This window comes from Raineyella sp., assembly GCF_034933565.1.
Lineage (GTDB): Bacteria > Actinomycetota > Actinomycetes > Propionibacteriales > Propionibacteriaceae > Raineyella.
In genome coordinates this window covers 42388-63724 of the sequence record NZ_JAYFNG010000029.1, presented here as the reverse complement: position 1 = coordinate 63724, position 21337 = coordinate 42388, and the positions used below count along the sequence as shown (strand labels likewise).

The 21337-nt window shown below is 72.0% G+C and carries 16 protein-coding genes, 1 tRNA gene and 1 riboswitch; of the genes, 3 read left to right on the top strand and 14 right to left on the bottom strand.

The genetic code is table 11. The features are described 5' to 3' along the window. Positions 1 to 86: 86 nt before the first annotated feature. The 7 genes from VB059_RS09280 to VB059_RS09250 are packed head-to-tail and all read right to left on the bottom strand — an operon-like array spanning position 87 to position 8335. Entirely contained in the window at positions 87 to 740 is a 654-nt protein-coding gene (locus VB059_RS09280; protein WP_323421737.1) for an aminodeoxychorismate/anthranilate synthase component II, read from the bottom strand. After that, positions 727 to 2580 carry a Stk1 family PASTA domain-containing Ser/Thr kinase gene (gene pknB / locus VB059_RS09275; RefSeq protein ID WP_323421736.1) on the bottom strand — a complete coding sequence of 618 codons (1854 nt, stop codon included), beginning with the start codon at positions 2578 to 2580 and terminating at the stop codon, positions 727 to 729. Before pknB ends, VB059_RS09280 begins: the two co-directional genes overlap by 14 nt. A gap of 20 nt (positions 2581 to 2600) precedes the next feature. Beyond that, complete coding sequence (locus tag VB059_RS09270; protein ID WP_323421735.1) at positions 2601 to 4037, bottom strand: penicillin-binding protein 2; 1437 nt, start codon at positions 4035 to 4037, stop codon at positions 2601 to 2603. Next, positions 4034 to 5425: an FtsW/RodA/SpoVE family cell cycle protein gene (locus VB059_RS09265; RefSeq protein WP_323421734.1), complete on the bottom strand. Its 1392-nt coding sequence runs from the start codon at positions 5423 to 5425 to the stop codon at positions 4034 to 4036. The genes VB059_RS09270 and VB059_RS09265 overlap by 4 nt, the downstream gene beginning before the upstream one ends. Beyond that, positions 5425 to 7068: a PP2C family protein-serine/threonine phosphatase gene (locus tag VB059_RS09260; protein WP_323421757.1), complete on the bottom strand. Its 1644-nt coding sequence runs from the start codon at positions 7066 to 7068 to the stop codon at positions 5425 to 5427. The genes VB059_RS09265 and VB059_RS09260 overlap by 1 nt, the downstream gene beginning before the upstream one ends. Positions 7069 to 7070: 2 nt before the next feature. Continuing rightward, complete coding sequence (locus VB059_RS09255) at positions 7071 to 7601, bottom strand: FHA domain-containing protein (protein ID WP_323421733.1); 531 nt, start codon at positions 7599 to 7601, stop codon at positions 7071 to 7073. Then, the gene (locus VB059_RS09250; RefSeq protein WP_323421732.1) at positions 7601 to 8335 is read right to left on the bottom strand and encodes a DUF3662 and FHA domain-containing protein; all 735 of its coding nucleotides are present in this window, start codon (positions 8333 to 8335) and stop codon (positions 7601 to 7603) included. The genes VB059_RS09255 and VB059_RS09250 overlap by 1 nt, the downstream gene beginning before the upstream one ends. Positions 8336 to 9119: 784 nt before the next feature. Here VB059_RS09250 and VB059_RS09245 point away from each other — a divergent pair. Both VB059_RS09245 and VB059_RS09240 read left to right on the top strand, forming a co-directional pair. Further along, a tRNA-Leu gene (locus tag VB059_RS09245) sits at positions 9120 to 9205 on the top strand. A gap of 96 nt (positions 9206 to 9301) precedes the next feature. Further along, entirely contained in the window at positions 9302 to 10162 is an 861-nt protein-coding gene (locus tag VB059_RS09240) for an SAM-dependent methyltransferase (RefSeq protein WP_323421731.1), read from the top strand. 539 nt (positions 10163 to 10701) lie between these two features. On the opposite strand, the gene VB059_RS09235 is transcribed toward VB059_RS09240, so the two are convergent. After that, positions 10702 to 11490: an HAD-IIA family hydrolase gene (locus VB059_RS09235; RefSeq protein WP_323421730.1), complete on the bottom strand. Its 789-nt coding sequence runs from the start codon at positions 11488 to 11490 to the stop codon at positions 10702 to 10704. Positions 11491 to 11779: 289 nt separating this feature from the next. Here VB059_RS09235 and VB059_RS09230 point away from each other — a divergent pair, with 289 nt between their 5' ends. Beyond that, positions 11780 to 13534, top strand: coding sequence for a pyruvate dehydrogenase (locus tag VB059_RS09230; RefSeq protein ID WP_323421729.1), 1755 nt, complete (start codon positions 11780 to 11782; stop codon positions 13532 to 13534). A gap of 22 nt (positions 13535 to 13556) precedes the next feature. Here the strand turns inward: VB059_RS09230 and VB059_RS09225 are convergent, their stop codons facing one another. The 6 genes from VB059_RS09225 to VB059_RS09200 all read right to left on the bottom strand — a co-directional run bounded on the left by VB059_RS09225 (position 13557) and on the right by VB059_RS09200 (position 21227). Continuing rightward, on the bottom strand, positions 13557 to 14294 hold the full coding sequence (locus tag VB059_RS09225; RefSeq protein WP_323421728.1) for a cobalt-precorrin-6A reductase: 738 nt from the start codon (positions 14292 to 14294) through the stop codon (positions 13557 to 13559). Then, positions 14291 to 15097 (bottom strand): uroporphyrinogen-III C-methyltransferase, encoded by an 807-nt coding sequence (gene cobA / locus VB059_RS09220; RefSeq protein WP_323421756.1) that lies wholly within the window; start codon positions 15095 to 15097, stop codon positions 14291 to 14293. The genes VB059_RS09225 and cobA overlap by 4 nt, the downstream gene beginning before the upstream one ends. A 211-nt stretch (positions 15098 to 15308) precedes the next feature. Continuing rightward, positions 15309 to 17657 (bottom strand): cobyrinate a,c-diamide synthase, encoded by a 2349-nt coding sequence (locus VB059_RS09215; protein ID WP_323421755.1) that lies wholly within the window; start codon positions 17655 to 17657, stop codon positions 15309 to 15311. 11 nt (positions 17658 to 17668) lie between these two features. Continuing rightward, on the bottom strand, positions 17669 to 18280 hold the full coding sequence (cobO, locus tag VB059_RS09210) for a cob(I)yrinic acid a,c-diamide adenosyltransferase (RefSeq protein WP_323421727.1): 612 nt from the start codon (positions 18278 to 18280) through the stop codon (positions 17669 to 17671). A 1-nt stretch (position 18281) separates the two neighbouring features. Further along, positions 18282 to 20378, bottom strand: coding sequence for a putative cobaltochelatase (locus VB059_RS09205; protein WP_323421726.1), 2097 nt, complete (start codon positions 20376 to 20378; stop codon positions 18282 to 18284). 64 nt (positions 20379 to 20442) lie between these two features. Beyond that, positions 20443 to 20530: riboswitch (adenosylcobalamin (AdoCbl) riboswitch) on the bottom strand. 397 nt (positions 20531 to 20927) lie between these two features. Next, the gene (locus VB059_RS09200; protein WP_323421725.1) at positions 20928 to 21227 is read right to left on the bottom strand and encodes a hypothetical protein; all 300 of its coding nucleotides are present in this window, start codon (positions 21225 to 21227) and stop codon (positions 20928 to 20930) included. Positions 21228 to 21337: the final 110 nt, after the last annotated feature.

Sequence of the window (21337 nt, the reverse complement as noted above, 5' to 3'; positions counted from 1 at the left end):
CGATATGCGATCGGTACGGCGGCACCTGGTACGGAGGCACCTGGTCCGGAGGCACTTGGTCCGGAGGGTGACCGGGGCGGCCGGGGTCAGGCCACCTCGACCAGTGGGGTGAGCCCGGCGGCCCTTCCGGGAGCGCCGGTGTCGCCGCAGACGGCGAGCCAGTTGGCGAAGATCCGGTAGCCGCCCTCACTGAGCACCGACTCGGGGTGGAACTGGGTGCCCTCGACCGGCAGCTCGCGGTGCCGCAGGGCCATCACCACGCCGTCCTCGGTGGTCGCGGTGACCTCGAGGACGTCCGGGACGGTCTGCGGCAGCACGGCCAGCGAGTGGTAGCGGGTCGCGGTGAACGGGTCCGGCAGGCCGGCCAGGCAGCCCCGACCGGTGTGCCGGATCGGGGAGGTCTTGCCGTGCCGCAGCTGCGGGGCGCGGTCGACGGTGGCGCCGTACGCCTCGGCGATGGCCTGCATGCCCAGGCAGACGCCGAAGATCGGCCGCCGTCCGGCCTGCTCGCGGATGATCGGGACGCACCGGCCGGCCTCGGCCGGCGTCCCCGGGCCGGGGGAGAGCAGGATGCCGTCGAACGGGTCGGCCCACCCGGGTGTCGTCAGGCGCCGGTCGTCGTTGCGCCACACCGTCACGGCCGCACCGATCCGGGCGAGGTACTGGACGATGTTGTAGACGAACGAGTCGTAGTTGTCCACGACGAGGACCCGGACCGGCCTGGGGTCAGCCGTTGCCATTGCCGTTTCCCTTGCCGCTCCCCGGGGTGTTGCTCGCCGAGCTGGCCGTGGACGACGGCGTCGGGGTGGGGGACGGCGTATTCTGCGGGGCCTTGGCGAGGACCACGGTGATCGAGGCGTCGCGGGACACCTTGCTGCCCGCCGAGGGGCTCTGCGAGATGACGGTGCCGACGGTGGCGTTCGAGGTCTGCTCGGTGAACGTCACGTTCGTCAGCCCGAGCCCGGCCGCGTCGGTCATCACCGCCTGACGGTTGAAGCCGGACCAGTCGGGCATGGTGACCTTCCCCGAGGCGTACGTCACGGTGATCTGGGTGGTGGGCACCACCTTCGTGCCGGAGGTGGGATCGAGGCTGAGCACCTCACCGCCGGGCCGTGAGGAGTCGGCGGCGACCGTGGTGACGTTGGTGAAGCCGGCCGACCTGAGCTGGGCCTGGACCTTGGTCAGCTGCTGGCCGACCAGCCCGTCGGGGATCGCGGTGGTCGACGGGCCGCCGTTGACGGTCAGGGTGACCAGGCCGCCCTGGGTCAGCTTGGCGCCCCCGGCCGGGTCCTGCGTGGTGACGGTGCCGACGGTCGCGCCGGCCGGCCCCTCCACCACGTCGACCCGGGAGGTGAGGCCCTGGGCCTTGAGCAGTTCCTCGGCGACCACCTGGGTCTTGCCGCGGACGTCGGGCACGGTCTGCTTCGGGGTCAGGCCACCGTTGGCGGCCCAGATCCCCCCGCCGCCGAGCAGCGCGACGAGCACCACCGCCACGACGATCCAGACGTTGCGGCGACGCTTCCTGCGGGCGGTCTCCTCGGCCTCGGCGGCCGCCGGGTCGACCATGGCCCGTTGCGGGCTGGTCGCCAGTGCGGCCTCCTCGCCCGGTGGGACGGAGCCCATCGCCCGGGTCGGCACGGCGTCCTCGACCGGGGCCATCCCGCCGACGGCGGTGGCGGTCATCGCCGCGGTCGGTGCGGTGGCGGCCCCGGCCAGCGCCCGCGGGTGCTGACCCGCCAGGATGCGGGCGATGTCGTCGTGGAACTCCCGGGCCGTCTGGTAGCGCCGGTCGGGGTCCTTCTCCAGCGCCTTGAGCACCAGCGCGTCGATGTCGGGGCTGATCGTCGGGACGATCGCCGAGGGCGCCGCGGCATGCTCGCGGACGTGCTGGTAGGCGACGGAGACCGGCGAGTCGCCGACGAACGGCGGCCGGCCGGTGAGCAGCTCGTAGAGCAGGCAGCCGGTGGAGTACAGGTCGGACCGGAAGCCGACCTTCTCGCCGCGGGCCTGTTCGGGGGAGAGGTACTGGGCGGTCCCGATCACCGCGGCGGTCTGGGTCATCGTCGCCTGGGTGTCGGCGACGGCCCGGGCGATGCCGAAGTCCATCACCTTCACCGCGCCGGTGGCGTCGGTGAGCATCACGTTGCCCGGCTTGATGTCGCGGTGCACGATCCCGGCCCGGTGCGAGTAGCCCAGCGCATCGAGCACGCCCTGGGTGATCTCCAGGGCCCGCTCGGAGGTGAACGCCTCACCGGAGTTCATCACCTGGCGGAGCGTACGACCCTCGACCAGCTCCATCACGATGTAGGGCACGACCTGGCCCGAGATCGGGTCACGTTCCTCGTCGGTGTCGTAGACGGCGACGATGTTGGGGTGGTTGAGCCCGGCCGCGGAGTGCGCCTCGCGGCGGAACCGCGCCTGGAAGGTCGGGTCGGAGGCCAGGTCGATGCGCAGCCGCTTGATCGCCACGTCGCGCTGCAGGCGCAGGTCGCGGGCCCGGTTGACCTCTGCCATGCCGCCTCGGCCCAGCGCGGGGCCGAGTTGATAGCGGCCACCGAGGATCATGGGTTGGGTGTCCATAGTCAGTTGACCTTCCGGGCTCACAGGAGTGCCTGGATCACGCTCTTGGCGATCGGTGCGGCAACCACGTTGCCACCGACCTCCGATCGCGGGACGTTGGCGGATTCGACGAAAACGGCGACGGCGATCTTGCGGTTGTTCTTCTCGGCGAAACACGTGAACCAGGCGTACGGCGGCTTGTCCGTCGTCGTCTGGGCGGTGCCGGTCTTGCCACCGACGGTGACCCCGTTGATCTGGGCGTTGGTCCCCGTGCCGCTGTTGACGACGTTGACCATCATCCCCTGCAGCTTCTGGGCGTTCTGGGCGCTCATGGCCTGGGACAGCTCCTTGGGTTTGGTGGTGCTCAGTGCGGTCAGGTCGGCGGCGCGGACGGTCTGCACGACGTACGGCGTCATCACCTTGCCGTCATTGGCGATGCCTGCGGAGACCATCGCCATGTGCAGCGGGTTGGAGGCCACATCGTACTGGCCGATGCCGCTCAGCCCGGTCTGCGCGGGGTCCAGCTTCGACGGGAAGCGGGCCGCGACGCCGTTCACATCGGTGAGCCGGTAGCCCCAGCCGAACCTGTCCGCCTGCTGGCGCAGGCTGTCGCCACCGAGCTTGATCGCCACGTTCGCGAAGGCGGTGTTGCAGGACAGCTGCAGCGCCCGGTCGAGGGTCTGCTGGCCGTCGCCGCACTGGGTCTCGTTCGGCAGCTGGGTCCGGGTGCCCGGCAGGGTCAGCTTCGCCGGGGTGTCGACCAGGGTGCTGGGCTGCATGCCGTTCTCCAGCGCAGCGGCGGCGGTGACCAGCTTGAACGTCGAGCCGGGTGGGTAGATCTCCCCGGCCGCCCGGTTGGTCAGCGGGCTGTCGGGGTCCTTGAGCAGCGCGCCGTACGCGTCGCCGGCGCTCTTGATGTCGGTGCCGGACAGCGACGTCGGGTCGTACGAGGGGCTGGAGACCATCGCCAGCACCGCGCCGGTCTCGGCGTCCATCGCCACGACGGCGCCCTGCTGGTGGCCCAGCGCCTTGGCAGCGGCCTGCTGGGCCTTGGGGTCGAGGGTCGTCTCGATCGTGGCGCCCTGCGGGGACCGGCCGGTGACGGTGTCGACCAGGCGCTGGACGAACATCGAGTTGGCGGTGCCGGCCAGCTCGGCGTTGTAGGCCGACTCCAGCGCGGTGGTGCCGCGGTCGTAGGAGAAGTAGCCGGTGACCGGCGCGTAGAGGTCACCCTCCGGATAGGTGCGCTCGTACGCGAACTGGCTGCCCGGGCCGGTCGGATCGGACACCGCCAGGGTGGTCCGGCCCGCCACGATGGACCCACGGTGGCTGCCGAACTGCTCGTCGCGGACGCGGCGGTTCTGCGGGTTGGCGTTGAGCGAGTCCTGCTGGAAGACGACGATCTGCGAGACGTTCAGCAGCAGGGCGGCGAAGAGCACCATGGCGAGCACGGCGATGCGGCGGATCGGCTTGTTCACGGGCGTGCCTCCGAGGGGGGCACGGCGATCAGCTGGGTGCTGTCGTCGGCCAGGGACATCTCCGGGGTGGTCGCGACCGGTCGGCGGACCTGGTGGGAGATCACCAGCAGCAGCCCGACGATCATCCAGTTGACCACCATCGACGAGCCGCCGTGGCTCATGAACGGGGTGGTCAGGCCGGTCATCGGGGTGAGCCGGGTGACGCCGCCGATGATCAGGAAGACCTGCAGCGAGAAGACGAACGACAGGCCGACGGCGAGCAGCTTGGAGAAGTCGTCGCGGGCGGCCAGGGCGGTGCGGAAGCCGCGGAAGGCGAACACCGCGTAGACCATGATCAGCGCCATCAGCCCGGTGACGCCGAGCTCCTCACCGATCGCGGCGGCGATGAAGTCGGACTTGGCCAGCGGGGTGAGGCCGGGCCGGCCGAGACCCCAGCCGCGGCCGAGCAGCCCGCCCCAGGCGTAGCCGAACTGTGCGCTGATGATCTGCAGGTTCTGGTCGTAGTTGTCGAAGGGGTGCAGCCAGGCGTTGATCCGGACCTGGACGTGGTGGAAGATCGACGCCGCCAGGACCGCGGCGACGGCGAAGGAGAGGCCACCGACGACCAGCCAGGACGGCTGCTCGGTGGCGACGTACAGCATCACCACGAACAGGCCGAAGAACAGCATCGACATGCCGAGGTCCTTCTGGGTGACCAGGACCGTCATCGCGATGGCCAGCATCACGCCCAGCGGGGCGAGGTCACGGGGCCGGGGGAAGGTGATCCGGAGGAACCGGGGGCCGGCCACGGCGAGCGCGTCACGGTGGTCGACGAGGTAGGACGCGAACGCGATGGTCATCACGAACTTCGCCGCCTCGGCCGGCTGGAAGGAGAAGCCGAAGAGCCGGATCCACACCCGTGAACCGTTCAGCTCGACGCCGAGCCCCGGCACCAGCGGCAGCATCATCAGCACCAGACCGAGCAGGAACAGGGTGTACGTATAGCCCTGCAGCGGACGGTGGTCACGCAGCACGACGACGATCAGGACGGCCAGTGCCATCCCCAGCCCGGTCCAGATCAGCTGGGTGAGCACGTCGTGGCGCGGCGGCTCCGGGATCAGGTCGATCCGGTGGATCATCGCCAGCCCGACACCGTTGAGCAGCAGCGCGCAGGGCAGCAGCAGCGGGTCGGCGTACGGGGCCCGCCAGCGGACGGCGATGTGCAGCCCGAGGCCCAGCCCGACCCACACCATCGCCACCGACAGCATTTCCGGCGGCAGCTTGCCGTCGAGGTTGAGGTGGACGAGCGCGTAGCCGGCCAGACCGATGAACTGGGCCACCAGGATCATCGCCAGCTCGACGTTGCGTCGCTTGCGGTGGACGACGACGGATTCTTCGGGGCCGGCCATCAGCAGTCTCCGTAGTCGGGCACGACCGGGGTGGGGGTCGGCACCGCCGGGGGTGGGGCCGACGGGGACGCGGCGTGCTGCTTGGCGAGTTCGGCGGCCTTCTGCTTGGCCTCCTCCTCGGCCCGGCGGGTCGCGTCGGCGGCGGCCGCGTCGGCCTGCGCCCGCAGCGTCCGACAGTACGTGGCGTTCTGGGCCAGTTCTGCGGTGCTGGCGTGCGCGGCGGGCAGTGACGCGACGGTGATGGAGTCGTGCACCTGCTGCTGGTAGCGGGGCGAGAGGTCGGCGATGGCGATGTCCTCGGTCTCGATCATCCGGCTGAGCTGCCAGGGGCCGATCGTCGCGTCGAAGCCACGGTAGATCGCGACCTTGCCGCCGTCGGCGCCGACGAAGTAGCTGTTGTGCCAGACCGCCCAGGTGCCGACCGCCGCGCCGGCGACGAGCAGCACGGCGACCAGGACGGAGATCAGCGTGACCAGCGCCCGGCGACGCACCGGCGGGTCCTCCCGGGGCGCGTAGCGCGCGTCCTCCGGTGTCATCCGCCGGGGGGCGGCGGTCCGGGTGGCGGCCCGGGCGGCGACCACCACCGGACGCGGCTCGATGTCATGGCGGGCCGGCATCATCTCGAGCGCCTGGGCCTGGCTCGCGACGTCCTCGGGGATCGGGCGGCCCTCGGCATCGACCAGCAGCGGGGCGACGAACTGGGCCGGGTCGAGCGGGATCTCCTGCGTACGCTCCGAGACCGGCGGGATGTCGCGGGTCGCGGCGGCCCCGACGGTCAGCGGCACGGCGTCCTCGGCCGACAGGGCCCCGCCGGTCGGCACGGCTCCGGTGGGCGGAGTGGCGCCGGCCGACAGGGCGTGGTTGTCCGGCACGGTTTCGCCGATGGGCGGGATGTGGCCGTTCGGCACGGCCACCACGTCGGCGAGGATGATGGTGATGTTGTCCGACCCGCCGGCGGCGTGGGCCGCGGCGATCAGCTGGGCGAGCGCGTCGGCCCGGTCCGGGACGGCGACCATCCGGGCCAGGTCCGTGTCGTCCACCAGGCCGCACAGCCCGTCGGAGCACAGCAGCAGCCGGTCACCGGCGGCGGCGTCGACCAGACCGACGTCCGGGTCGTTGTTCGGGGCGCCGTTGAGCACCCGCAGCAGCAGCGAGCGGTGCGGATGGGTGGCGGCCTGCTCGGGGGTGAGCCGGCCCTCGTCGACCAGTGACTGCACCCAGGAGTGGTCGTGGGTGACCCGGACGAAGCTGCCCCGGCGCAGCCGGTACATCCGGGAGTCGCCGATGTGGACCACCGCCAGGTCGTGGCCGTCGAAGGCGGCGGCGGTGACGGTCGTGCCCATCCCGTCCAATGCCGGGTTGTCGGCGGCGAGATCGGCGATCAGCTCGTTGGCGTCGTGGACCCGTTGGGTGACCCGGCTCAGCAGGTCCTCCCCGACCGGGGCGTCGGCGGCGCCGGACAACTCCTGGTCGAGGGCGCGCAACCGGGTCACGGCGACGGCGGAGGCGAGGTCGCCGGCAGCGGCACCCCCCATGCCGTCGGCGACCATCAGCAGGTGCGCGGAGGCGTAGCCGGAGTCCTGGTTGTTCTTGCGGACCAGCCCGATCTCGGAGTGTGCCGTGTATCGGAGGGACAGCGGCATACTCACGGCTCCAGTTTCAGGATCGTCCGTCCGATCCTGATCTCGTCGGCCGGCCCGATGATCGTGGCACCGGTGATCCGGCGCCCGTTCACGAATGTGCCGTTGGTCGAACCGAGGTCCTCCAGGTAGAGGCCGGAGTCACCGTTGACGACCCGGGCGTGGCGGGTCGAGACGTAGTCGTCGTCGAGCACGATGGCGCAGTCCGGCGACCGGCCGATCAGGGCGTACGTCCCCGCCTGGTCGACCTCCGCTGCCATGCCGAGGTGCGGGCCGTTGGTGACCACCAGCCGGGTCGGGGCCCGGAAGGGGGCCGGCGGTGCGGCCGACGCGACCGGCACCGGGGCGACCGGGGTGGCGCTGCGGGGAGCGCCGAGCCAGGCCTGACCGTCCGGCTCGGCGGCGCTGGGGAGCTCGGAGGCGGGCATCCGGCGGCCGAACAGGTCGGTGCGGATGACGTTGGCCGCGAGCAGGACGAAGATCCACAGCAGCGCGAGGTAGCCGATCTTGAGGCCGGCGAGGAGGATGTCCGACATCACTGGTCCGTGCCGGGGGAATGGATGAGCATCCGGGTCGACCCGATCTCGATGCGTGAGCCCTCGGCGAGGATGGCCTGGGTGACCCGTTGTCCGTTGACGATGATGCCGTTGGTCGAGCCGAGGTCGACGATCGTCACCTGCTGGTCGTCGCCGGTGCCCGACACCTTGATCTCGGCGTGCTGGCGGGAGATGCCCGGGTCGTTGATCCGCAGGTCGGCGCTGGTGCCGCGGCCGATGATGAAGCCCGGCGGGGTCAGTGGGTGTCGCATGCCGTTCACCTCGAGGACCAGCCGGGTGCGGTGCAGCGGGGTGGGGGAGGGCTGGCCGCCGGCCGGTCCGGCGCCGGCTCCCGCGTCCACGCCGGCGACCGCCTGGGAGAGGACGGTGAACCTGCCGGTGGGCAGCGAGGTGTCGAGCTCATAGGTGATGGAGATCGGGCCGTTGAAGATGTAGCCCTGGCTGGACGCGTGCTGTTTGAGCTCGGGGACGATCTCGCGGCTCAGCGTCTTGCCGTAGGGGGTGAGGCGTTCGTAGTCGTGCTGGGAGAGACACACGGTGAACTCGTTGGGGACCAGTCGGCGGTCGCGGGAGACGACCTTGGCCTCGGCATCGAGCTCACGCTGCAGGCGGGCGGCGATCTCCACCGGCTGCACGTCGCCCTTGAACGCGCGGGCGAAGGCGCCGCTGACGGCGCCCTCCAGCTTCCTCTCGAAGCGGTCGAAGACTCCCACCTTCAGTTCCTTCCGGCCGACTGCACATGGGTATCGCACCTCCGATCTTAGGCGTCGAGGCGTGCACTGCTGTGCTGGCGGGTCTGCGGTGGGCCTCGGCGGCGTGTCGGCGCGGCCTCACAAACGGTGTTCGGACCCCTGCCCGGGGCGCGACCGGGGCGGAGTCGCGGTGGCGTCGGGAAGGGGCTGGGGCGGCGGCGAGGGGGCGTCGGGAAGGGGCTGGGGCGGCGGTGAGGGGCGCTGGGAAGGGGCTGGGGCGGCGGCGAGGGGGTCGCTGGGTCGGCGGTGAAGCGAGGCCGCCGGGGTGAGGTGAGGCGTAACTTCCTCCAGCGCGGGATGCTGCGCCCTTGTGCTGCGGTGGCGAGGCGAGGTTGCTTGGGGTGAGGTGAGGCTGCTGAGCGCGTTGAGGCCGCTGGTGTGTTGAGGCCGCTGATGTGTTGAGGCGGCGGGCGGCGCTGCTTGGTGCTGTCGTCCCGGCGGACGTTCCTCGCATCTGTCGACGTTCGTGACGTTGACTGCCGGAGGTCCGTCGGCCGGTGTGGCGAAGGGCGGCGTACGCGAGGAGGGTCCGCTGACGTACGCGAGGAGAGGCGGTCCCGAGTCCGATGAGGAGGGGTGGCCCCGGATCCGATGAGGAGGGGTGGCCCCGGATCCGATGAGGAGGGGTGGTCCCGGGTTCGATGTAAAGGAGGGGCGACCCCGGGCCCGATTTGACTGTGTTCGCCATCGGTGTGCTATCTTTTTCCGGTTGCTACGGGCAGGGAAACCTGTGCGGATCACTCTTGCGCGAGTGGCGGAACGGCAGACGCGCTGGCTTCAGGTGCCAGTGTCCCTTGGGACGTGGAGGTTCAAATCCTCTCTCGCGCACCATGTGATGTTGCAAGACATCCCGGACGGGTGAACCTACATTGTGTAGGTTCACCCGTTCTTTTTTGTGCGTCCCGTCACCGGGCCGGAGGTGGTGTCATGACCGAGCAGGCGGCGAAGACCGGCGCCGAGCCGACCGTGTTGTCCGCGTTGGAGCAGAACTTCCCGCCGGACCGGCGCATCCTCGTGGACGACCTGGCCATCCGGGTGCTCCCGGCGGGGGCCCGGGTGCTCGTACGGCTCTCGAAACCCGTCATCGGGTCGTTGGTGCGGCTCGCTGAGCGGAGCTCGGACCGGGGCATGTGGGGCGGCCTGCTGTGCCGCAAGCGCTGGTTCGACGAGCAACTGCTGGGGTCCGTCGGCAGTGTCGAGCAGGTCGTCAACCTCGGGGCCGGGCTCGACACTCGGCTGTACCGGCTGCCCGCGCTGCGGTCGGTCCTGGTCTGGGAACTCGACCAGGCCGGGAACATCGAGCGGAAGCGCCGGTCCTTCACCCGTGCCCTGGGACGGATCCCGGCGAACATCGACCTGGTGGCGATCGACTTCGACCGGGAGTCGGTGGCGGACGTGCTGGCTCGGCGCGGGTACGACGCGGGGCGACGGACCTTCTTCATCTGGGAGGCCGTCACCCAGTACCTCACCGAGCCCGCGCTCGAGTCCACCTTCCGGTTCCTGTCGGGCGCCGCCCCGGGCAGCATTGTGGCCTTCACGTACGTCCACCAGGACTTCCTCGACGGGAAGGACCTGTTCGGCTGGAAGGCCGGGTACGACCGGTTCGTCCGCCCGCATGTCTTCCGGCACGGGATGCGCCCGGAGGGTCTCCCCGGCGAGCTGGCCCGCTGGGGCTACCGCCTCGTCGAGGACCTCGACTACAGCCGCCTCGCGGATCGGTACATCCCGGCTGGCAGGGACCTGACTGCGTCGGCGCTGGAGCACGTGGTCCTCGCCGAGAAGGTGTGAGCAGCTGCCCGCCGTTCTGTGTGGTCGCCGTTCTGCGCCGCTGTGTGGTCGCCGTTCTGCGCGGGTGCCGCTGTGCGTGGGCGTCGTTCTGTGCCGCTGCCCTTCCGTGCAGCCAGCCGCCGCAGTTCCATTCAGCCGCGCCCAGCCGGCACGCCGCATCGAAATGGGGATGCGGCGGGGAGCAGAAATGGCGGCGGCACAGCAGAACGGCTCGGCCGGGGCTGGGGCGGTCCAGTCAGCGACACCAGCAAGGATCGGCCGAGCGGGATCGGCCGGGGAGCATGACGGGGCACCGCTGTTCGGCCGGGGCCTCGCAGGGGTCCGCCGGGGCCGCCCGGTCGGGTCGGCCGGGGCCGCCTGGTCGGGTCGGCCGGGGCCGCCTGGTCGGGTCGGCCGGGGCCTCGCAGGGGTCCGCCGGGGCCGCCTGGTCGGGTCGGCCGGGGCCGCCTGGTCGGGTCAGCCGGGGCCTCGCAGGGGTCCGCCGGGGCAGCTCGGTCGGGGCCGCCCGGTCGGGTCAGCCGGGACATCCCGGTCGTATCTCAGGAGAACTGCTCCACCAGCGGCACGACGTCGGCGATCGAGTCCAGCACCCGGCTCGGCCGGAACGGGAAGCGCTTGATGTCCTCGCGTTGGGTGATGCCGGAGAGGACGAGGATGGTCCGCATCCCGCCCTCGAGGCCGGAGATCACGTCGGTGTCCATCCGGTCACCGATCATCACGGTGTTCTCCGAGTGGGCGCCGATCCGGTTCAGGCCCGAGCGCATCATGTACGGGTTGGGCTTGCCGCAGTAGTACGGCTCGATGCCGGTGGCCTTGGTGATCAGCGCCGCGACCGCGCCGGTGGCCGGCAGGATGCCCTCGGGCGAGGGACCGGTCGGGTCCGGGTTGGTGGCGATGAACTTGGCCCCGCCCAGGATCAGGTTGATCGCCCGGGTGATCGCCGGCAGCGACCAGGCCCGGGTCTCGCCGAGGACCACGTACTCGGCCTCCGTGTCGGACAGGATCATCCCCGACTCATGCAGCGCGGTGGTCAGACCCGCCTCGCCCAGCACGTAGACCGTGGCCCCCGGGGACTGGTCCGCCAGGAAGGCCGCCGTCGACAGCGCCGAGGTCCAGATGTTCTCCTCCGGCAGGTCGATGCCGCTGCGGGCCAGGCGTGCCCGCAGGTCGCGCGGGGTGAAGATCGAGTTGTTGGTGAGCACCAGGAAGCGACGCTCGGTCCGCTTCAGCGCCTCGAGGAAGTCGGCAGCTCCCGGGATCGGCTGGTTCTCATGGACGAGGACGCCGTCCATGTCGGTGAGCCAGCTGTGGACGGGGGTGTCGTGCATCGTGGCCCTCCTCGGGGCTGCTGCGGGTGCTGCCGGATTCGTTCGCTCCGCAGTATTCCAGCCTCGCCCGAGGTCACCGGGGAGGGGGTGTGGGCCCCGGCCCGGTGCCGGTGTGCCCTGTCTCCCCGGTGGACGTGGCCCGCTCCCCTGGAGCCGGCCCCGGTGGTCCCCTGGAGCCGGCCCGGTGGTCCCGGCGGCGTGGGCGACTTACTGTGGAGGCATCAACCATTCGTGAAGTGTTCAACTTCTTTCTGGAGGTCCCACAAGGACCTCAGGAGGTGCATGCACGGTGAAGCTCGCCGAACAACTCGTCGCTCAGCTCCAACAGGCCGGTGTCCGTCGCATCTACGGGATCGTCGGCGACTCGCTCAATCCGATCGTCGACGCCGTCCGCCGTTCCGGCGGCGCGGCCAACGGTGGGATCGACTGGATCCACGTACGACACGAGGAGGCGGCCGCCTTCGCCGCCGCCGCGGACGCCCAGCTCACCGGTGAGCTGGCGGTCTGCGCCGGTTCCTGCGGCCCGGGCAACCTGCACCTGATCAACGGCCTGTACGACGCCAACCGCTCCGGGGCCCCGGTGCTCGCGATCGCCTCGCACATCCCCAGCCAGCAGATCGGCACCGGCTACTTCCAGGAGACCCACCCGGACCGGCTGTTCACCGAGTGCTCGGTGTTCAACGAGATGGTCACCGACCCGACCGTCTTCCCGCGTCTGGTCGACTCCGCCATGCACCACGCCCTCGCCGACCATGGCGTCGCGGTGCTGACCATCCCCGGCGACGTCGCCGACAGGGAGGCGACCGAGCCGACCCCGGCCTGGCACGGCGTACGGCCCGCCGTCCTCACCCCCGACCCGGAGGCGCTGCGCGAGCTGGCCGACATGATCAACGCCGCCGAGCGGGTCGCGATCTTCGCCGGTGCAGGGGTGCAGGGCAGCCATGACGAGGTGATCGAGCTGGCCGAGAAGATCGGCGCCCCGATCGGCCACTCGCTGCGCGGCAAGGACTTCATCCAGTACGACAATCCGTTCGACGTCGGGATGACCGGCCTGCTCGGCTACGGCGCGGCCGCCGCCGGGATGGAGGGGGCCGACCTGCTCCTGTTGCTCGGCACCGACTTCCCGTACGACCAGTTCCTGCCGGACACCCGTACGGCGCAGATCGACCGGGACGCCGCCACGATGGGCCGGCGCACCGGCGTCGACCTCGCGGTGCAGGGCGACATGCTGCCGACCCTGCGCGCCCTGCTGCCGCTGGTGAGGCGCACCTCACGGCGCGGCTTCCTCAAGGAGATGCTGAAGAAGCACGAGAAGCTGATGACCTCGACGGTCGGCGCGTACGCCCACAAGCCGCTGCGCAAGCGTCCGATCCACCCGGAGTTCGTCGCGAACGTGCTGGACCGGGTCGCCTCCGAGGACGCCGTCTTCACCGCCGACACCGGCATGTGCAACGTCTGGACCGCCCGCTACCTCAACCCGAACGGGCGCCGCCGGCTGATCGGCTCCTTCCTGCACGGGTCGATGGCCAACGCCCTGCCGCAGGCCATCGGCGCACAGTTCGCCTACCCGGACCGGCAGGTGATCTCCGTCTCCGGCGACGGCGGCCTGGGGATGTTGCTGGGCGAGCTGGTCACGGCGCAGATGTACCAGCTGCCGATCACCGTGGTGGTGTTCAACAACTCCACCCTCGGCGTGGTGAAGCTCGAGATGCTGGTCAGCGGGCTGCCGGGGCACGGCACCGACGTGCCGCCGGTGAGCTACGCCGAGGTGGCGAAGGCGATCGGGTTCCACACCGACGTCGTCACCCAGCCCGGGCAGGTCGAGCCCGCCCTCACTGCGGCGCTGGCGCACCGGGGGCCGTCGCTGGTCGAGGTGATCACCGATCCCGACGCGCTGTCGCTGCCGCCGGCCGTCACCGGCGAGCAGCTGATCGGCTTCGCCACCGCGATGAGCAAGACGGTGCTCAACGGCGGTGCCGGCGAGGTCGTGTCGATGGCGCGGTCGAACATCCGCAACATCCCGCGCAGCTGGAAGTTGCGCTGAGCTCGAGGCGTGCTCGTCCGGCTCAGTCGCGCGTGAGCACCCAGGCGGCGGCCTCCTCGGGGGTCCCGACCTGCTCGATCCCCTCGGGCGCGGCCGGCCGCCGGACGATCACCACGGGGACGCCCAGGTCCGCCGCGGCCTGCAGCTTGGCCTCGGTGAGGCTGCCGCCGGAGTTCTTCGTGGTGAGCACGTCGATCCGCCGGTCACGCATCAGCGCGGTCTCGGACTCCGGATCGTACGGTCCGCGCTCGACCAGCACCTCCCAGTTGGTCGGCACCCACCAGTCGGCCTGGTCGACCAGGCGGACCAGCACGTAGCGGTCGGTCCAGGCGGCGTACGCGCGCAGGGACTTGCGGCCGGTGGTGACGAAGACCCGCGTCCCGAGCCGTCCGGCCACCGCAACCGCCTCAGCGGTGGTGTCCACCCAGTGCCAGCCGTCCGCGTCCGGGCGGGTCTCCCAGCCCGGACGCTGCAGCCGCAGCAGCGGGATGCCGGTCTCGTGGTGCGCGGCCGCGGCGTTGGCGCTGATCCGGGAGGCGAACGGGTGGGTCGCGTCGACCACCGCGGTGATCGCGTGTTCGCGTTCGTATGCCACCAGCCCCTCGACTCCGCCGAAGCCGCCGATCCGGACCTCGCCGGCCGGCAGCGCGGGGGTCGTCACCCGGCCGGCGAGGGAGGAGATCACCCGGACGCCCTGCCCGACCAGCAGGATGGCGAGCGTACGGGCCTCGCGGGTGCCGCCGAGGATCAGGACGGTCATCGGACCAGGCCTCGCGCGGCCAGATCGCCGGTCCCGGGCAGGTCGCCCCCGGCCACCGCACCGATGACGGTGACCGCCGGCGAGCCGATGCCGGCCGCGTCGACCGCGTCGGGCAGTTCGTCGAGGGTGGCGCGGACGACGCGCTGGCTGGCCAGCCCGGCGTCGGCGATGGTTGCGGCGGGGGTGGTCGGGGCCATCCCGTCGGCGAGCAGCCGGGTGCAGATCCGCCGCAGGGTGTGCACGCCCATCAGGACCACCAGGGTGGTGCCGGTGCGGGCCAGCGCCGCCCAGTCGACGGTGGACCGGGGGTCGCCGGGCGCGACGTGCCCGGAGACGACGGTGAAGCCCTGGGCGAGCCCGCGGTGGGTGACCGGGACGCCGGCCAGCTCGGGGGCGGCGATCGAGGACGTCACGCCGGGCACCACGCTGACCGGGATGCCGGCCTGGGTCAGGGCGATCACCTCTTCCCCGCCGCGGCCGAAGACGTAGGGGTCGCCGCCCTTGAACCGGACGACGTGGCGGCCGCGCCGGGCCTGGTCGACGAGGACCTGGTTGATGGTCTCCTGGGAGGTCTGTTCGCCGCGCGGGATCTTCGCCACGTCGATCACCTCGGCATGGGCGGGGATCTCGGCCAGGCACTCCTGCGGGGCGAGCCGGTCGGTGACCACGACATCGGCCTCGCGCAGCGCCCGCAGCCCGGCGACGGTGATCAGCCCGGGATCGCCCGGCCCGCCACCCACCAGGGTGACCCGGCCCCGCCCGGGCCCGGCGCCGGTCGGCTCGGCCGGGTCGGCCCGTGGCACCGCCGGGCGCGGGGCGATGACCAGGTCGTACGACCCCTGGGGGTCGGGATCATGGGTGACCAGACCGCGCTGGACGAGGTCCTTGACCGCGGTGGGCAGGTCCTCGACGGAGACGGTGACGTGCGCCCCGTCACGGACGAGGGCGGCGAGGTGGGCCGGCATGGTGGCGTCCAGCCCGGTGATCAGGACCTGCCGGCCGGCGACGTCGATCTCAAACACGGGCGGCCTCCACGAGGGCATCGGTGACGTCGGGCTCGCGGACGGCGACGCGGACCCAGGTGGGCCCCAGACCGGGGAAGGTGTCACCGCGCCGCAGCGCGAACCCCCTGTCCCGCAACCGGGCCCGGGTGGACGGGTCATGGGTGTCGGCCAGGACGAACGGGCCGGCGGCCGGGGTGACCACGTCCCAGCCCAGACCGGCCAGCGCCCCGACCAGGTGGTCGCGGTTGCGGCCGGTGCGGATGACGGCCAGCTGGGACTCGACCGTCGCCCGGTCGGCGGTGGCGGCGACCATCGCGGCCAGCGCGGGGCTGGACACCGACCACGGCGGCTGCTGGGCCGCCAGCCGGGCGATCAGCCGCGGGTCGCCGACGACGTAGCCGGCCCGCAGCCCGGCCAGTCCCCAGGTCTTGGTGAGCGAGCGGACCACCAGCAGGTCGTCCATCGCGGCGTCGATCTGGGTCTCGTGCTCCCCGGGCACGGCGTCCATGAACGCCTCGTCGATCACCACGATGCGTCCCGGCCGGGCCAGCTCGCGCAGCGCCTCGCCGTCGTGCAGGACGCTGGTGGGGTTGGTCGGGTTGCCGACCAGCAGCAGGTCGGTGTCCGGCAGCGCATCGACGTCCAGGGTGAACGGCGGGGCCAGGACGTGGCGCCGGGGCGTACGTCCCGCGGCGAGCAGCGCCGCCTCCGGCTCGGTGAACTGAGGATGCACCACCACCGGCCGGTCGCCGGGGACGGCCCGGGCGATCAGCGTGAACGCCTCCGCCCCGCCCGCGGTGGGCAGCACCATCTCCGGCGCGACACCGTGGAACGCCGCGATCGCGGCGCGGGCCGCGGTCGGGTCCGGGTAGGCGCCGAGGCCGGGCAGGGTCGCGGTGATCGCCGCCAGCATCCAGTCCGGCGGGCCGGGGAGACGTACGTTGACCGCCAGGTCGACCAGACCCTCGGCCACCTCGGCGTCGCCGTGGTGATCGAGGTCGGGGCGCGCGGCGGCGTACGCGTGCGCGGCGTCGCAGAACTCCTGGGCCAGCTGCGGGGCGCCGGCCCAGTGCACGTGCAGGTAGGAGGCGTGCACGTTCGGCGGCATCGCCGGGTCGGCCGGTGTCGTGGTAGTGCGGTGGAACTCGTGGCCGTGGGTGCCGTCGGCGTCGCGGTAGCCGAGGACCAGCTTCGGCCCCATCGCGGCCGTCGCGTCGACCGCGCCGACCATCGGGTGCCCGTCGACCTCACGGCACAGGTAGAGCAGGCCGGCGCACTCGCCGACGGTCGGGGTGCCGTCGGCGATCGCCGCGCGGATCGAGGCGATCATCGTCGCGTTGCCCGACAGGCCTTCGGCGTGCACCTCGGGGAAGCCGCCGCCGAGGTAGAGGCCGGCGGTGTCCGGCGGCAGCGTGGCGTCCTCGAGCGGGTCGAACTCGACCGGCTCGCAGCCGGCCGCCTCGAGCAGCTCCGTCGTCTCGGCGTACCGGAAGGTGAACGCGCGCCCACCGGCGACCGCGATCCGCGGTCGGGTCGGCGCCCGGTCATCCGCGACCCGGTCCGGCTGATCGGCCGGGGACCGGGGCGGGTGCACCTCGGCGGCCGGGTCCCACGGGCGGACGGACAGCCGGGGGGCGGTCATCGCGATCTTCACCACCCGGGCCAGGTCGACGGTGTCGGTGATCCGCCGGGCCAGCGCGTCGAGCGCCTCCAGCGCTTCGTCGCGCTCGGCGGCCGGCACCAGCCCGAGGTGGCGGGACGGCACGTGGATCGCCTCGTCGCGCGGCAGCACGCCGAGCACCGGGATGCCGAGCCGGCGCAGGGCCCGCCGGACCTCCTCGGCGTGGCGGGGGGAGCCGGCCTTGTTGAGGATGATGCCCTCGACCTTCACCCCCTCCTCGAACGCCGCGACGCCCGCGACGGTGGCCGCGATCGTACGGGAGGCGTGCGAGATGTCGACGGTGAGGATGACCGGGGAGGAGGTCAGCTCGACGACGTGCGCGGTCGAGGCGAAGCCCTCGGTCTCCGCCTTGCCGTCGAACAGGCCCATCGCGCCCTCGATGATCGCGATCCGGGCCGGCGTCGGGTGCTGGGCGCCGTGCAGCAGCAGCGGGACGATCCGCTCCTCGCCCTGCAGCCAGGGGTCAAGGTTGCGGCCCGGGCGGCCGGTGGCCAGCGCATGGTAGCCGGGGTCGATGTAGTCCGGGCCGACCTTGAAGCCGGCCACGTCGAGCCCGTACGGCTCGCGCGACAACGCGGCCATCAGCCCGGTCGCGACCGTCGTCTTGCCCTGCCCGGAGGCGGGTGCGCCGATGACGACGCGGGCCAACGGGACGGCGGGGATCTCGTCGGTCACCATCCGCTGCTCGTTCACCACTCGATGCCCTTCTGGCCCTTCTGGCCCTGGTCGAACGGGTGCTTGACCTTGGTCATCTCGGTGACCAGGTCGGCCACCTCGAGCACCTCGGGGGCACAGTTCCGCCCGGTGATCACCACATGCTGGGTGCCGGGGCGGTCCCGCAGGGTCTCGGCGACCTCGACCGGGTCGATCCAGCCCCAGGTCATCGGGTAGGTGAACTCGTCCAGCACGTAGAGCGTGTGGCGTTCCTCGGCCAGCCGGCGCCTGATCTCCGCCCAGCCCTCCTGGGCGGCCAGCGCGTGGTCCTGGTCGGATCCTTCCTTGCGCGACCACGACCAGCCCGAGCCCATCTTGTGCCACTCGATCGGCCCGCCCCGGCCGGTGTCGGCGTGCACGTCCCGGAGCGTCTCGAGGGCGGTCTGCTCGCCGATCCGCCACTTGGCGGACTTCACGAACTGGAAGACGCCGATGTCCCAGCCCTGGTTCCAGCCGCGCAGGGCCAGGCCGAAGGCCGCGGTCGACTTGCCCTTGCCGGCGCCGGTGTGCACGATCACCAGCGGCCGGTTGCGGCGCTGCCGGGTCGTCAGTCCGTCGGCGGGCACGTTCAGTGGCTTGCCCTGCATGTCAGGCGGCCTTTCGTCGTTGGTCGAGGGGGCTGAGACGGTCCTTCACGGTGTCCACGATGGTACGACCGGCCACTGACACCGCGTCGCGGCCGACCTCGCCCAGGTCGACGAGGTCGGCGCCCATCGTGGCGGCCAGCGCGCCGGCCAGGCCCATCCGGAAGCGGCCGGTCTCGCAGTCGATCACCACGGTGTCGTACGCGGCCAGGTGCGCGGACACCCGGCGGGCGCGGGGGAGCGCGTCGGGCCCGGCGGTGGCCCGCCCGTCGGTGACGACGACCAGCAGCGGGCGCCGCCGTGGATCGCGGATCCGCTCCCGGCGCAGCACGTCGGCGGCCATCGCCAACCCCTCGGCCAGTGGCGTACGTCCCCCGGCGGGCAGCTCGTCGAGGCGTCGGGCGGCCGCCTCGACCGAGGAGGTCGGTGGCAGGGCCAGCGTCGCCGCCGTGCCCCGGAAGGTGACCAGACCGACCTTGTCGCGGCGCTGGTAGGCGTCGAGGAGCAGGCTGAGGACGGCCGTCTTGACCGCCTCCATCCGGCGCCGCGCGGCCATCGAACCGGAGGCGTCGACCACCAGCAGGACGAGGTTGGACTCCCGGCCCTCGGTGACGGTGCGGCGCAGGTCGGCGGCGGTCAGCCGCAGCGTCCCGGTGGAGCGGCCCCGGAGGGCCTGGTGCGGTGCGGCGGCCCGGATGGTCGCCGGCAGGTGCAGGGTGCGGCCCTCGAGGCCGGCCCCGACCGTACGTCCCTGGCTGGTGATCGCCCGGGACCGTCGGCCCGCGTCGCCGGCGCCGACCCCGCGCGCCTCCAGCCGCCGGGTGCGGTAGGGCTGCCCGGCCCCGGCGAGGACCGGGCGCGGCGCGGTGCCATCGGTGTCCGGGCCGTCCGGGCGGTCCTCGGTCGGGCGGTCCTCGGCCGGGTCTGCGGCGTCCCGGGGCGGCCGGGTGGCCGGACCGTCGGGGTGGCCCGGTCCCGCGGGGTCGTCGCGGCCGGTGGGCCCGGGATCAGGCTCGGTGGAGCCGGGATCGGTCGGGTCCGGCGGGGTGTCGGGGTCCGGGCCTGGCGGGGTGTCGGGGTCGTCCGGGTCGTCGTCCAGATCGGCCAGCAGGCGGTCGAGCAGGTCCTCGTCGAGGCCCGGCGCGTCGAACGGGTTGCGGCGTCGGCGGTGCGGGAGCGCGAGCCGGGCGGCGGCGCGCAGGTCGTCCTTGGTGACCCGGTCGCGGCCGTTCCAGGCGGCGTGGGCGGCCGCGGCGCGGGCGGTGACGATGTCGGCACGCATCCCGTCGACCTCGAAGGCCGCGCAGATCTCGGCGATCTTCAGCAGCGCCCGGTCACCGAGCAGGACGCGGTCGAGCCGCTCCCGGGCAGCGGCGAGCCGGGCCCGGGTCGCCTGCTGCTCGGTGTCGTACGTCGCGGCGAAGGCGTCGGGGTCCTGGTCGTACGCCAGCCGGCGGCGGACCACCTCGGCGCGCAGGGCGGGGTCACGGGGGGCGGCGACCTCGACGGTGAGGCCGAACCGGTCGAGCAGCTGCGGGCGGAGCTCGCCCTCCTCCGGGTTCATCGTGCCGACGAGGACGATCCGGGCGGCGTGGGAGATGGAGACACCGTCGCGTTCGACGGTGTTGCGGCCCATCGCCGCCGCGTCCAGGAGCAGGTCGACGAGATGGTCGTGCAACAGGTTGACCTCGTCGACGTACAGCAGGCCGCGGTTGGCGTCGGCGAGCAGGCCCGGTTCGTAGCGGACACGCCCGGTGCCCAGGGCCTGCTCGAGGTCGAGGGACCCGATCACCCGGTCCTCGGTGGCACCGACCGGCAGCTCCACCAGCCGCGCCGGACGGGTGGTGGCCATCGGGTCGGCGCCGTGCGGTCCGTCGGGGCAGCGTGGATCCGGGGCGAGGGGATCACAGCCGAACCGGCAGTCACTGATCACCTGCTGGGCGGGGAGCAGCTCGGCCAGCGCGCGGACCGTGGTGGACTTGGCCGTGCCCTTCTCCCCGCGGACCAGGACGCCGCCGATCGCCGGGGAGATGGTGGTGAGGACGAGTGCCAGGCGCATGTCGTCGGAGCCGACGACGGCCGAGAACGGATAGGTGCGCAAAGGGGCCTCCGTGCGGGTGCCTCGCCCGCGGTCGTGGGACGGGCGCACGGGGGCGTACGGCCCGGCGCCCGGCGATGCCCTGACTCGACCCCCTGAGGGGCCTCACAGTGGCGGGACCGTTCCGGATTCTCACCGGATTCCTCGCCGGGTGCTGGGCTGATCCTAGCGGTGGTCGAGTGATCCGAGGAGCCGTGGTTCGGTGGGGACACCGGCGAGCGGGTCGATGCTTTCCGTCGAGAGTGAGCATGTCAACGGCCGGGTCGGATCGCGGGGAGGTCACGTCCCCCCGTGGCAGATCGCATCGCAGACACCGGGGTGGTCTGGGGCAGTGAGACTAACGTCACACTGCAGGGCTCTGGATTTCTGGTGTCGCTGGTCGGTTCTGCCCAGTACTGTTCCGCCGATGGCATCGGGGGAGGGGTTGGCTGGGCACGAGGTCGTGTGCCCAGCGATCGCACTGGCATGGGCTGCGTCGCGGATGGCGGCCGGAGCCTCGTCGCGCGCTCGGGAAGGATGACCCGGCGCTGACGGCGTGACCGTTCTTGTGCCCTACCCGGCCGGTGTCGTGGCGACCGTGTGGGTGGGGATGGGGAGGTCACCGCGCGGTGCAGCGGGGGCGATTCCTGTTCGCCCCTGAGCCTTGGCTGTTTCCGCAAAGGCGGCCGAGGATTCCTGTGCTGCATCGTGTGTAGAAAAATGCTGGGCCAGGGCGGTCGTGATGTGACGGGCGCGAGGTCCGTCGTTGACACCGACCGGGTATTTTTCGGGCATTTTCCTGAGGTTGCCGATCAGCTCTTTGTTGACTTTTGGCCCTATTTCGAATCGATGCAGGGAGCCGATTTCGATCACGGCATTCCAGGTTTTGAATCATTTCTGTCTGGGGTAGGGGTAGTGGATTCTACTTCTTATTCCTTTTTTGCGGTCGTCTGGGCCGATTGCGTGGATCTATGTGGAGGGGG

Coding starts and splice junctions, on each gene's coding strand:
- VB059_RS09235 (WP_323421730.1), bottom strand. CDS start 11,490: ATGCACGACACCCCCGTCCACAGCTGGCTCACCGACATGGACGGCGTC.
- VB059_RS09215 (WP_323421755.1), bottom strand. CDS start 17,657: ATGGTGACCGACGAGATCCCCGCCGTCCCGTTGGCCCGCGTCGTCATC.
- VB059_RS09225 (WP_323421728.1), bottom strand. CDS start 14,294: ATGACCGTCCTGATCCTCGGCGGCACCCGCGAGGCCCGTACGCTCGCC.
- VB059_RS09240 (WP_323421731.1), top strand. CDS start 9,302: ATGACCGAGCAGGCGGCGAAGACCGGCGCCGAGCCGACCGTGTTGTCC.
- VB059_RS09260 (WP_323421757.1), bottom strand. CDS start 7,068: ATGCCGCTGTCCCTCCGATACACGGCACACTCCGAGATCGGGCTGGTC.
- cobO (WP_323421727.1), bottom strand. CDS start 18,280: ATGCAGGGCAAGCCACTGAACGTGCCCGCCGACGGACTGACGACCCGG.
- pknB (WP_323421736.1), bottom strand. CDS start 2,580: ATGGACACCCAACCCATGATCCTCGGTGGCCGCTATCAACTCGGCCCC.
- VB059_RS09255 (WP_323421733.1), bottom strand. CDS start 7,601: ATGTCGGACATCCTCCTCGCCGGCCTCAAGATCGGCTACCTCGCGCTG.
- VB059_RS09265 (WP_323421734.1), bottom strand. CDS start 5,425: ATGGCCGGCCCCGAAGAATCCGTCGTCGTCCACCGCAAGCGACGCAAC.
- VB059_RS09280 (WP_323421737.1), bottom strand. CDS start 740: ATGGCAACGGCTGACCCCAGGCCGGTCCGGGTCCTCGTCGTGGACAAC.